The organism is Brachyspira pilosicoli P43/6/78 (assembly GCF_000325665.1).
GTDB lineage: Bacteria > Spirochaetota > Brachyspiria > Brachyspirales > Brachyspiraceae > Brachyspira > Brachyspira pilosicoli.
In genome coordinates this window covers 2481945-2495390 of sequence record NC_019908.1, presented here as the reverse complement: position 1 = coordinate 2495390, position 13446 = coordinate 2481945, and the positions used below count along the sequence as shown (strand labels likewise).

General features: G+C 27.8%; 8 protein-coding genes and 1 pseudogene. 2 read left to right on the top strand and 7 right to left on the bottom strand.

The window, feature by feature from the left end; all coding sequences use genetic code 11:
• Positions 1-1401 precede the first annotated feature (1401 nt).
• From BPP43_RS11180 to BPP43_RS11160, 5 genes and pseudogenes are all read right to left on the bottom strand, one after another.
• Complete coding sequence (locus BPP43_RS11180) at positions 1402-2403, bottom strand: C45 family autoproteolytic acyltransferase/hydrolase (RefSeq protein WP_015274991.1); 1002 nt, start codon at positions 2401-2403, stop codon at positions 1402-1404.
• 167 nt (positions 2404-2570) lie between these two features.
• Positions 2571-6021 (bottom strand): annotated as a pseudogene (locus BPP43_RS11175) (DUF4132 domain-containing protein).
• A gap of 74 nt (positions 6022-6095) precedes the next feature.
• A complete protein-coding gene (locus BPP43_RS11170) occupies positions 6096-6977 on the bottom strand; it encodes a DUF1848 domain-containing protein (RefSeq protein ID WP_015274990.1) in 882 nt (293 codons plus the stop codon).
• A gap of 5 nt (positions 6978-6982) precedes the next feature.
• Complete coding sequence (locus BPP43_RS11165; RefSeq protein ID WP_252832332.1) at positions 6983-7369, bottom strand: NUDIX hydrolase; 387 nt, start codon at positions 7367-7369, stop codon at positions 6983-6985.
• A gap of 124 nt (positions 7370-7493) precedes the next feature.
• A complete protein-coding gene (locus BPP43_RS11160; RefSeq protein WP_013243605.1) occupies positions 7494-8537 on the bottom strand; it encodes a hypothetical protein in 1044 nt (347 codons plus the stop codon).
• A gap of 350 nt (positions 8538-8887) precedes the next feature.
• Here BPP43_RS11160 and BPP43_RS11155 point away from each other — a divergent pair, with 350 nt between their 5' ends.
• Positions 8888-9484, top strand: a complete 597-nt coding sequence (locus BPP43_RS11155) for a hypothetical protein (RefSeq protein WP_015274989.1) — start codon at positions 8888-8890, stop codon at positions 9482-9484.
• Positions 9485-9490: 6 nt separating this feature from the next.
• Positions 9491-11440, top strand: coding sequence for a TonB-dependent receptor plug domain-containing protein (locus tag BPP43_RS11150; RefSeq protein WP_015274988.1), 1950 nt, complete (start codon positions 9491-9493; stop codon positions 11438-11440).
• A 285-nt stretch (positions 11441-11725) separates the two neighbouring features.
• Here the strand turns inward: BPP43_RS11150 and BPP43_RS11145 are convergent, their stop codons facing one another.
• Together BPP43_RS11145 and BPP43_RS11140 are read right to left on the bottom strand one after the other, a co-directional pair.
• Positions 11726-12379, bottom strand: a complete 654-nt coding sequence (locus BPP43_RS11145; RefSeq protein WP_014933614.1) for an endonuclease III domain-containing protein — start codon at positions 12377-12379, stop codon at positions 11726-11728.
• A 12-nt stretch (positions 12380-12391) separates the two neighbouring features.
• A complete protein-coding gene (locus BPP43_RS11140) occupies positions 12392-13423 on the bottom strand; it encodes a PdaC/SigV domain-containing protein (protein WP_015274987.1) in 1032 nt (343 codons plus the stop codon).
• Between the last annotated feature and the right edge of the window lie 23 nt (positions 13424-13446).

The window sequence follows — 13446 nt, the reverse complement described above, 5'->3', positions numbered from 1 at the left end:
GCACGGTAAAAAGATTTTGAAATATGATAAAAACTGCATTATTAATCGATTTACAAACCTTGCTTAGTTTAGCGTGCGTTGTGAGAACTATAAATTAAAAAAACTTGTGCGGGCAGCTAAAATAACAGTGTAAACAAAAAAGGAAAAACAACACATAAACAAAAGAAAAGGCAAAAAGCCTAAAGGGCGGGCAAGTGTAATTAAATTTTTATTTTAAATAATGGTTCATTTTCCGCACGGTAAACTTATTATTAAACATAACAAAAATTATATTATTAATTGGTTTATAAACCTTGCTTAGTTTAGCGTGCGTTATGTAAGCAACAAATTTAAAAAATCTTGGGCGGGCAGCTAAAATAACATAGTAAACAAAAAGGAAAAACAACACATAAACAAAAGAAAAGACAAAACGCCTAAAGGGCGGGAAAGTGTAATTAAATTTTTATTTTAAATAATGCTTCATTTTCCGCACGGTGAAAAGATTTTTTAATATAATAAAACTGCATTATTAATTGGTTTATAAACTTTGCTTAGTTTAGCGTGCGTTGTGCAAACTACAAATTTAAAAAAACTTGGGCGGGCAGCTAAAACAACAGTGTAAACAAAAAAGGAAAATCAACACATAAATAGAAGAAAAACAGAAAACCTAAAGGGCGGGGAAAGTTAATTAAATTTTTATTTTAAATAATGCTTCATTTTCCGCATGCTAAACTTATTATTAAACATAACAAAAATTATATTATTAATTGGTTTATAAACCTTGCTTAGTTTAGCGTGCGTTGTGCAAACTACAAATTTAAAAAAACTTGGGCGGGAGCTAAAACTAAAGCGAAAACAAAAAAGAAAAATAACACATAAATAAAAGAAAAGACAAAAAGCCTAAAGGGCGGGAAAATGTAATTAAATTTTTATTTTAAATAATGCTTCATTTTCCGCACGGTAAACTTATTATTAAACATAACAAAAATTATATTATTAATTGGTTTATAAACCTTGCTTAGTTTAGCGTGCGTTGTGCAAACTACAAATTTAAAAAACTTGGGCGGGCAGCTAAAACTAAAGCGAAAACAAAAAAGAAAAACAACACATAAATAAAAGAAAAAACAGAAAACCTAAAGGGCGGGCAAGTGTAATTAAATTTTAAAACTTTTATTACATTCCCCACCCATTATTTTTGATTGTTTTTATTTATAATTTTAACTTTTATTTTTTATTTGCTTAAACAGAATTCAAAAGCCCCACCCTAGCATCGTTTAAAATTATTGTATATATACCGCACGCAAAATAAGTTTTTAACCCTAAAATAAATTAATAATTTAAATTCAATTATATATAAAATTTCATTAACCGTGCGTAAAAAGAATTTTTAAATTATTTTTTAATTAATACACTTAAATTATTTTAATAAGAAAATTTTAATCTTTTATCCTCTTTAAAACTATTTCTTGAAGGATTGCCTTCCGCTCTATATATCTTTTTATCCCTTATAGAATATATACTTGACCAAATTGTATCAATATCATCTTTCTTATCATACTGACACATAAAACCATATTTGCCGGATAATAATTCTTTTGAAAAATATAAATTATATTTATAGTTTTTAAAAGCATTTTCTAATGTATTATATCTTTCATGAGAATGCACATCATCTTCCAAATCTGTTTGATAAACTCTCATACATTCACTTGCAAAATGATTGGAAGTAAATACATAATCATTTTTTATTATATGCTTTTTATCACAGTTACATTCAACTAATGCTATATTATAATTTCTATCTGCTATAATAATATTTTGTGATGATGATATAGGCACTTCTTCTAAAAAAGACAAAGCTTCATTTACATCATTGCATTTTTCTAATATATATCTCACAAGCATACCAGCATTAAAACCATAATTTATTTTTACAGGATATACAAAAGTCAAAGCACAGGCAAGACCATTTTCATTAATACCATCTTCCATTTCAATAAATGCTGTTGTGTTTGCTATAAATGAATAGGAGTCAATTAATTTATAATATACGCTATCACAATATTTTTTTATGCTTTTTATAAAATCACTGTTTTTTGCTAAAATAATATCATCATCAGTTTTAAAAGCAAAAGAAGAACATTTATTTTCAAATGTAAAAGCATATATTGTAAATAAAAAATCTGCTATATCTTTATAATTTGTTTTTATATTATTGCAGCTTAATCCATCAGCTATTCCTTTTATTTCTTCTATTATTTCAGGAAAAAATTCTTTATATATTGGCAGGCATTTGTCAGAAAAATCCTTACACTCTTTTGATATCTTTATTTTACTTAAAGGGTTTATATTATTTTTAGAAAGTATATTTCCATATTTGAAGCCAGCCTCATAATGACTTCCTTTAAATCTTGAATGATACATACTGCCTCCAAAAAATTAACTTTAAAAAGGCTAGCATAATAAAAATTTAAAGTAAATATGAATAAAAATTTTTTAAAATAGAAAATAAAAAAGTAGTTAATAACTATAAAATAAATTATTAACTACTCTATATTCTTTTACCTAATTACCGTGCGTATTAAATAAATTTACTCTCCAAAAATGCTTTTCACTATGCTGTAAATTGATGAAGCAAATCTTTTATTAACTTTTAGAGGATTAATCAAAGTCTCAATGCCGTCATCAATCTCATAAAACTCAATATCTCCAAAACTAACATCTTCATTAGCGTCCATTCCAAAATACATATAGTCAAATGAAATATGAACAGATATGTTAAGGTAAGTGTCTTTTAATATGTACTCAGAGAAACTTCCTCCGTCCATACTCTCACCTCTTGCCATATCGTATTTGCTTGCTAATGACATTAACACTCCTGCTTTTATTGTTTTTGAATTAAGAGAATTAATTCTATCTTCGGCAATGTCTTTTTCTGTAATCTCTTCATATTTTAAATTAAGCTGCTCTATCGGCTGAACTATCTCATAATCGGATAATTGAGTTTTCCATTTCTCTATAGTGTTAGAATCTAATTCTAAAGGGTGAACTAAAGTTATTAAGCTATCTTCTTTTAGAGTGTATTCTTCTTCATCGACTGTATTAAATGTGCCGTCTTCCATATACCTAAAACTTTCTATTAAATTGTTGTTTTCATCATAAGCACCCCAAATAAGTTTCAAAGCAAATATGTTCATTATTGGGTTTTCTACAAATACGGTTTTGAAATTGTTGTAAGTCCATTTTCTGCCGTTTAATAACACTTTTTGAAGCCTTATTTTCTGATTCTGTATCAAAGTCTTTATTTCTTTTTTGAGGGTAGTATATTCTTTTTTGGCACTGTCTGCTTCTGTTTTATCGTCTTTGCTGTTTGGGGCAGGAAGTGATTTTATTATCTTTTCTTTCTCATTGTCTGTAATTGTAAGTTCAAGATTATTGTTTATTGATAATGTGAATGTTCTTTTAGCTTCTCCGCCGTAGTTTAAAACTCTTTCACCCTTTTGATTAAATCCAAAATTAGGTATTATTCTATCTGAAAGCTCATCGGCGGTCATATCAAGCATATAAGCAGCATTCTCCATTGTCTCTATTGCTACTTCTTTTATTTTTGCAGTAGGAGCTTTTCTTGTAAGCCCGTCTACCAATATTAAGGCATAGTTTTTTCCGTTTAATGCCATACACTTTATAATAAATCCTGCCATAACAGTACGTGAGCCTTTTGCAAACTCTTTTATAAGCGGATAAACCTTATCTATTTTCAAATCATCAGAATATATCAAATAAGGTATTAATATATTTTTCTTTGCAGCTTCATAGTTAGAATCGCTCCAATAACTATAAAGACTCTCCAAAGCATCGGCAAATGAAGAATCATCAAGAATATCAACAAGCATGTCGCAGTCCTTTAATCTTGCAGGCTCCACTAAATTCATATACTCCATAATAATATATTTAAATACTCTCTCATCAGCCTCTTTGCCGTTTTTGTATAAAACTTTTGTAAACTTAACATCATCTAAAAACTTTATATTTTTCTCATAGTTTTTATTGTAGTAAGTGTCAATAAACTCCAAAGCCTCATCAATACTTTTGAAATTGTCGCCGTATTTTTTTAAGTTCCAATTCTTAATAATATTTTTTAAAGCTCCTTTAAGCTCTGAAGATTTTACTTTTTCAGACATCTTTTCAACATAATCCCTTGTAATAGCTTCATTGTTGGAAATAAGTTTTAAACAATATCTTTTAACCTCTGCCCTATTTGTGTTTTCAAGAACTTTGTAAACTATATTATAATCATTAATCTTATTATATATACTCTTCAATAAATCTAATGCCGCATTTTTGTTTGGTGCTATATTATCTTTTATAAACTTATCATCATTTAATATATTTAGCACTTCATCAAAATAGCTTTTAAATAATTCATCTTTCACACTGTTTATCACAACATTATTATTTTCATCTAAACATCTAAGCTCATGATAAAGCGTAGGCAAACTTCTTCCATCATTATAATAATATCCCGAAGCATCTCCCGCATAATCAAAATAATATGATAATAAAATTTCTTTTAATGTAATATTTAATTCTTTGTTGTTTAATAAACTGTCAATAACTTCTTTTAGAGTTTTATTTCCTATAGAGGCTTGAACTTCTATATATTTTCTTATTCCAATATGAATAGGCAAATATTTCAAAACATCAATAGCAAACTTTTTGTATTTTTTTGTTTTCATCACTGTCATAATTAAATAACGGATATATATAACAAAGCTCTGAATTAAGTCTTATTTCTGGAGCAGTATCCCATCTGCTGTAAAGCACATAAGCATTTTTTTTATCTGTATAATATTTAATAAGCTCATCAAAGTTTTTATTTTTATCTTTATCAAATATCTCTTCAATATTTTCTGTAGTAGAAAAAAGAGGAAGTTTCCTATAGCTGTCAGTATCCTCTTTTGTAAAATGATTCACTATTGTTTGTAATACAGCTGAAGCTTTTTTTAAATTATTATTGTCTATTTTTTTATCATTATGTTCTAATAAAACACCGCTAAGCACTAAAAATATTCTTTTGTTTCTATCATTATTTCTATTCTTATTATACCTATCACTATTTAAACTGTTTCCTACAAAATTATAAATTTTATAAAAATCTTCTTTATGATTCAAATATAAATCTCTTGCCCCATAAATAAACTCATAATGAAAATAATCTTCAAAATGCTGTGCTATAAAGGCAAAATCATTGGGATAATTTATTGCATTAAAGAATTTCTCTTTAGCTTTATAAGGATTTGTATAATCTAATGTTCTTAAATAATATCCAAGTATAATATTCATGTCAATGATATATTCTTCATTTTTATTAAGCACTTCTATAAATTTATTTTTTATATCTTCATTTTTATCCAAAAGAGCAGCAATTACATTTAGAGTATCATAAACATTAGGAAGAACATCGAATGATTTTATAGCCGCATCAATATATTTTTTATCACAGTCTTTATTATTTTTTATCACAGAACATATTGCAATCAATGGTATTACAGCATCTCTGTCCATTTTTTTTAATATTTTTTTATTATCATTGTTATTAATAATATCAACATATTTATCTGTGTATTCATAAAACTCTTTACTGAAGTATTTATTAAAATCTTCAAAAACTGTATATATTAAAGTTTCACCATTTAGAGTTCTTGAATACTCTTTATATTTTTTATCATATTCATAGGTAAGATATCTAAGCGACTTTTCAAAATCTCTATTAACTATATAATCAAAAATAACATATCTAGTTCCGCCTTCTCCTTCCTTATCTTTTCCATAAATAAGTATCTTCATAAAATGTTCGTATCTTTTTTTTAACTTCTCATCTTCTATAGAAAAATAATCTTTCAAAAACTCATTTTTATAATGAAAATAATCATAAGGACTCCTTCTTATTTTACTGAAATCATTTGTAGCTTCACATTTTGCCATATCATCTTCTATAGCAGAGCCTTGATAATATATTGCAAGTTTTTTTTCTAAGTCCATAGCATCCTCCATAATTTTTTATTATATACATTTTAAAAAATTATAAAATATAAAAAAATATATAAAATTATAAATTACTCTTTTAAAGAATAGCACTTTCTCTCTGTAACAATATCCAAATCGTTTACATTGCTTCCAAGAATAGGAGAGTTTGTAATATTACTTTTTTTGTTACTATTAGCATAACAGTAAATGCAATCAGATAAGCAAGTGTTGTAAGCCCCTATGTCAATACTTTCAATACAACCGCAATTAAGCCTTTGGTTTTTATCTTTCTTTGCTTTTATATTATACCCTACTATTTTTGATATGAGATTCTCATCAATGCATTTACTTTTAGAAATATTAGGCAAATCCTCACAACAAGCCTCTACAGTTATATTATAATATTTAGCAATATCGCTAATAAAAGAAGATAACTCAAAAATATGCTCATCATCTTTTTTAATATTTATATCTTTTATCTTGCTTTCTATTTTTTTATAGATATCAACAAAACTTATTATGCATTTTTTGGTATAGTTATGAAGCTCTTTTATTAAATATTCAAAATGTTTTTTATGATAATCAAGGCTATATTTATCGCTTAAAATAATAGGGTCATATCGCCACAAAACTTTTTCTTTTCCTATCTTCTCTGAAAGTCTTTTAAACGAATATATTATCTTCTCTTTTCTCTTTGAAATAACATTTTCTATATCTTCACCGTATGCATTAATTGTAAATTGAAAATAGTATTTATAGTCTTTAATCAAATATAATTTATCAATCATAGGAGAGACATCTTTAGTCCAAAACACTATACAATCAACAACATCAGTCGACAAATCTATCTTACTTACCTGATGACTGTTAAAAGGATTTCTTACTAAACAATACCCCTCTTTTATTCTATCAAAAAACCAATCACAGTAATAACAAGGAATATCAGTTCTTCTGCTTGCACTTATTATCATAATAATTATTGAGTTATTTTAATATATTCTATTAAAGCTTCTTTTGATGATTTGAAAGCTAATTTGTCAAAATCAATATTCTCTTTTTTTATAAATACCACTTCAGATGCATCATCAGAAGGTTTAACATCAGGAACATAATCTATTTTAGCATAAAAAAACATATCAGTAGTAACATACATCATACCCTCATAAATATACTCATTACTTCCGCTTATAAGAAAATGTATATTATCTATTTTTATATTAGTCTCTTCAAAAAGCTCCCTTCTAACGGCATCTTCTATTCTCTCATAAGGCTCGCAAAACCCGCCCGGCAAATCAATATAGCCCTTCTTAGGCTCAAACTTTCTTTCAACAAATACAATGCCTTTAGGTGTTTCAACAACCATTCCGCCCGCAGAAGCGGGATTGACAAAATAGCTCCTCCCGCACTTTGAACAGTTAAATATTTTCACGCCGTTATATATAAAAGAATCTTTCTCTCCGCAATAGGGACAGTATTTAAATTGATTTTTAATATGCTCTTTCATAACTTCTATTTATATAAAACAAACTAATATCTTTTACCTTGCTTATAAATATGTCAGACTCTGCCCATATTCCAAAAGGTGCTTTCCTAAAAAATAAATTATCTTTGTTTGATAAGTTTACGCTTTTATGATGATAATTGTTAGGGTCAACATTGTAATAGTCGTATATATAATAATACTCTATATCAAGCTCTTTCATTTTTTCTTCTATTACAGTTTCCATCTCTTCTATTGTGTTTGCTACTATATAATATGTAGAAACAAAAGATACAGTCTTACACTTTCCAAGACAGCGAACAGTAACATTCCACCATTTAGGCTCTTTATTTATGTTTTCATCATCATTAATCATCACAAAACCAAAACTATGCTTTAAATTATTAATAATATCATAATAATCAAATATATATTCATAAGTTTCGCTATAGCTCTCATAAGAAACTATAGAAGATAAAGAATAATGCCAGTGAACATCAGAACTAATAAAAACTGGAGTCTCATCTAAAAGATTAAAAGAATCTAATATTCTGTTAATCTTTTTAATATTTTTAAAAGGTGTGTTTATAATGATTTCTTTATCTAAATTAATAAAAATCTCAAAATCATTATATTCATCAATAATCCCAAAACCAACAAAACCGCATTCTACCCAAAGCTCATTATATTTTTTAAACACTCTTCTAATCTCGCTCAAAGATATATCAGGGTCGCTCATAAGCACGTCAAACTCTCTGTTTATATCCTCGCTTTTTCTTTCTATCACCATAGTAGCGTAATATGGGAATAGTTTTATTAATTTGAGAAATAAATCTGAAAGCCTATTTGCTGATATTGAAATACTGTAAGAATACATATCAGCACTGTCCTCAGAAGTTTTTAATTCTATACTCACGCCCTCTTTAGGTTTGGAAGATTCTATAGGCACTATACCTAAAGGAACATAAAAATCATTTATAATTATTCTTTTTTCTTTAATTTTATTTAATATACTTTTTCTCTTCTTATTTTTTTGAAAATAGCTAATCACAATATTCTCTCTCCATAAAAACTAATAAGCATAAAAAATATTTGTGATATGATAATAAAAAAACGTCTGTATGTCAAGTATTAATATTTATGTAAAAGAAGATAAAAAAAGAATATTTCTTGACACATATTTTTTTTGTTGTATACTTTTGGTGCAATAAGGGGAATGAGGGTGCAAATCCCACGCTGGCCCGCAACCGTAAAGCTTAGTTGTAAAAAACTAACGAAGTCGGAATGCCTTATTGTAATAATAAAACAATTGAGTCGAGTGCACTATATTATGAGTTTTATTCTTTTTTAAACTTATAAACTTTTTTATGTATTCGCTCCTAATTTTAAAGGAGTTTTTTTATGCAAAAATATTTTATTCTATTACTATCATTTATTATTTTTTTATTATCATGTACAAGCCCAAATAATCCAAATGAGCAAAACAACAACAACAATAACAATAATAACAATAATAATAATCAATCACAAAGAGGAGAATATAAACTTCTCACAGATAAAAATATTCTAAGCCTAAGCTGGAGCGATAAAAACAAGCAAGAATATTTTAGAACAAACTGGCTAAATACATTCACAAACCAAATAATAGTACCTGCAGGAGTAACAACTGCCACAAGGGAAACAGATGAAAAAGGCACGTATTTAGAAAATGGAGAAGTGTTAGGTAATTTTATATACGCTACAAATATAGAATGGAAAGGCACAAACTGGATAGGAGCATTATATGAAGACCCTAGAAGACAAGGTCAAGATTCAAGATGGATGCTATTTCATATAGATACAGATGGAAACTTTATGCTTGGTTCTGCTTTCGGTTCAGGTGCTACAGGTAAAGAGCCTCCTACAGAAGAATATTGGAAACAATTAATGGGAGAAGGCGGATACGGCTCATTTAAAACTGGAACTATAAAAGATTTTAATTATAATCAACAACAATAAATTATTATGAAACGTTTTATCATATATTTCCTTTTTGCTTCTATAAATATGCTTTATTCTCAAACATACCTTATAAGAGAGCTTAAAGGAGGTATATGGGTTACTTCAAAGGTAGAAATAACAAATAATACTCAAACAAATAATGAGTATCCAAATGTATCAAAAAAAATCCCTATAAATGTAAATAACAAAACCATCACCTCTGAAGAAATAGAGAGAATGGGCTACAACAATGCTAAAGAAATATTGGAAAATCAGGCTGGCTTTGTAAATAAGGGTAATTATATGGGTAATGAAGTAGTAGACCCTGCAGGAGGAAGTGCTGACAATATAAAAATATATATTAATGGTGTTTTGATGAATACTGCTAAAGGCAATGCCGATGCAGGTGTGGATTTAAGAAGAATACCTTCAAACCTCATAGAAAAAATAGAAATTATAGGCTCTTCAATTTATATCACAACAAAAACTCCAAAAGAAGATATTATACTTTTATCATTATCATACGGCTCATACAACACAATAGCCCCTTCAATACTCTTTTCAAAAAATATAGACGACAATCAAATATTTACCTTTACAGCAGATTCTTATTATAGTGATGCTAATTATTATTATAACTTCACAAACCTCGCAGGCAAATGGATTAAAGGAAACATTGAAGACAATAGACAATTTATAATAAACTCTTCTGCCAACTATAAATATATATTTAAAAATAAAAATTATATAAATGCATTTGCAAATATATCTTATTCAAGTTCAGCCTCACAGTACCAAATCCCCCCAATAAGCTATACAGATTCTTGGTTTAATTTTACAACTTTAGCTTCATCTATATCATACAACGGATTTTCTGAAGTGCTGGATTATAATATAAATCTCTCATATTTGTTTGACTCATTTGTAGACAGACCATATTTCAAAGAAGGTAAATTTGTATCAGACTATAAATCTCACGGACTAGCAATAAATACAACACTAAAAAGAATGGACGAGTTTATACCAAATACCATTACATTATACAATCAGCTAACCCCCGAATATAGATACGATATACTTACAGAAGAAAAAAATGCCTTAGAAACTAATTTTAATCATAACCCTCAAAGACATTCTCTAAATATAAAATATGAAATGCAGCTTTCCTTCGGATACTGGGATAATAATACTCCAATATTCACACTCATGCCAAGCATAAAATATGAATATCAAAATGAGTTTTTTACAAATCAAAAACATAATAATTATTTAGCATATAATGCAGGATTTAACCTAAACTTTTATAAAGGCTATAGTTTGTATTTTGCCTATATGAGCGATTATACAAGCCCAACATTTAATGATTTGTATTACGGCAATTTTAGTAACCCAAACTTAAAGCCAGAAACATATAATCAAATACTCACAAAAATATCATTAGAGCCTATAACAAACTTAAAAATAGAATCCTCATACACATACACTACCTACACAAATAAAATAATATGGTACAGCAGTATTCCAGAAAATGCAGACACTGCTATATCTCATATATTCTCTTCGAGCATAGGCTACGATATTTACTTTTTAACCTACAACAAAATAAAAGCAAAAATAGAATATTCTTATCAGCTTGCATATCTCAACGAAGAAAAACTTCCAAAAATAGGTTTGCCTAATAATGTTGTAACTGCACTGCTTGGGTATGATTTTGTTTCAGATGGTAAAATATTAAGCTCATTATCTTTTAATATTTATTATATATATTCAAGCCCAAGAGCAATGACATCAAATTATCCAATCTATTATTCAGAAGAGTTTCATAATTTGAATATATCATTTTATTCTATATGGTTTAAGCATTTAATATTTTCTATGCATTTTAAGAACATATTGAATAAGACGCCTATATTATCAGCCTATTCAGTAGCAAAGCCATTTACCTTTGAATTTGAAGTTGGATATAATTTTTAGTTTATATTGAATACTTGTGTTTTGTATTTTTTTTATTATTAGTGGTGGCTTTGCCCCCTGCGAAGCGTGCCCTTAGGGTACACACCCCCAGTTCTTTTGCGACCGAAGGAAGTGCCGGAGGCGTGCCACAAAGAACCAAAAAGGCTGCATCTTTTAGCTAAAATACATAATTAATATTATTTAGTATTATTTTCTTATTTGCACTTTTTGCAACTTTTTGCGGCGGGAAAAAGTTGAATAAAAATAAAAACATAAATTATAGTTGTTTAATATATACTAAAAAAATTATTTCTTGTTCTTGAAATAGTCGCAATACTGTGAAACCGTACATTCACTGCATAAAGGACTAATGGGCTTACACAAGTTCTGACCATAAACAACTAATGTATCATTATAAACACGCCAATATTCTTTTGGAAGCTTTTCTCTCAATGCAAACTCTGTCTCTTCCGGTGTCTTTGTGTGAACGTAGCCGAATCTATTTGATATTCTATGTACATGCGTGTCAACACATATGCCGTCTTTGTCAAAAGCCTCTGTAACTACTAAATTCGCAACCTTTCTGCCTACCCCTTTGAGTTTTAAAAGCTCATCTATCTCATCAGGTACTTCTCCATTATAATCATCAATAATCATATGAGAAACTTCAAGTATATTTTTTGCCTTTACATTATAAAAACCCACAGGGTAAATAAGCTTAGCAATCTCTTCTTCTGTAAGCTTTATCATCTCTTTGGCATTTCCTGCTTTTTCAAACAGCCTCATTGAAGCATCTCTTGTTGTAGGGTCTTTAGTTCTAAGAGAAAGCATAGTGGAAATTAATATTTTATAAGCATCTCTGTTTGTAATAAGCTTTATCTCTGTTACCACAGGCATAGGCATAGACTTGGTAACTTTTGTAAGCTCTTTCATTATAGGGTGTATATCTTTATCATTCATAAAACAACTCAACTATTCAAATAAATACATAAATACAGAATCTTCTTTTACAAAAGGCTTTAATTCAGAATATCTAAACTCTATTTCAATAATACCATGAGCATAATCGGATATCTTATAAGCAGGCCATATAAACTTTATACCTGTTGGAGTAATATCAAATGTATCGCTTAATGTAATACTATTAAAATCAAAGAAATCAGATTCTGACATATTCTCTGTAAGTTTTATACGCATTAAATTAATTAAATCAATATCTGCTACATCTTCTATTAGTTCCGATACACTTAAACCAACTCTTTTTCCATTGGATATTAAATATATATTAGGCTGAATATTATATATGCCATGAGCACCGCCTGCATAAGAATAATTATATAGAGAAAATGATATAATATTCTCATCTATAAATGATACTTCAATATTTCTTTGCATATTAAACTTATCATTAATGGCTTCTTTCCAAGTATTATATTGAGATGAAATTAAATTATTAAGCGTAGTTGTAATATTTTCTTCATCTATCGATTTGGTTTCATCAACATCTAAAGATATTCTATTTATTGCTTTTACTTTTTTCTCATTTGCTATAATAACCGCATCTCTGCTTGCTTCAAAAGTGCCATTATCTTCTTTAACATTTAAGCTTGCATTTATAAACCTAATTTTATTGATAGGATAATTATTGTCTATATAAAAAGAAAAACTAAAAGTATTATTTTTGTCAGCAGAAACCCAATTACCAGTAAAAACCATTTCACCGCTAATTTCACCGTCTAAAGAACCTATCACTCTATCATTAATGCTCTCTTCAAGATGAAAACTATTTCCGTTAATACTTCCCTTTATATTAATAATTTGTTTTATAGTATCATAATAATATTTACCTGAAAGATTATTATTATTATCTATATATAAATACATACTTATAGGAGTACTTCCGATATTTCCCTTAAGAAAATAAAAATCTTTTTTTGATATATCTATATTTTGACAAAAGAGCAAAGAAGAAAATAACAAAAAAACATAAATAACTTTTTTCATTTATAAACCCATAAATTATATTG

Coding starts and splice junctions, on each gene's coding strand:
- BPP43_RS11150 (WP_015274988.1), top strand. CDS start 9,491: ATGAAACGTTTTATCATATATTTCCTTTTTGCTTCTATAAATATGCTT.
- BPP43_RS11170 (WP_015274990.1), bottom strand. CDS start 6,977: ATGATAATAAGTGCAAGCAGAAGAACTGATATTCCTTGTTATTACTGT.
- BPP43_RS11180 (WP_015274991.1), bottom strand. CDS start 2,403: ATGTATCATTCAAGATTTAAAGGAAGTCATTATGAGGCTGGCTTCAAA.
- BPP43_RS11140 (WP_015274987.1), bottom strand. CDS start 13,423: ATGAAAAAAGTTATTTATGTTTTTTTGTTATTTTCTTCTTTGCTCTTT.
- BPP43_RS11165 (WP_252832332.1), bottom strand. CDS start 7,369: ATGGTTGTTGAAACACCTAAAGGCATTGTATTTGTTGAAAGAAAGTTT.
- BPP43_RS11145 (WP_014933614.1), bottom strand. CDS start 12,379: ATGAATGATAAAGATATACACCCTATAATGAAAGAGCTTACAAAAGTT.
- BPP43_RS11155 (WP_015274989.1), top strand. CDS start 8,888: ATGCAAAAATATTTTATTCTATTACTATCATTTATTATTTTTTTATTA.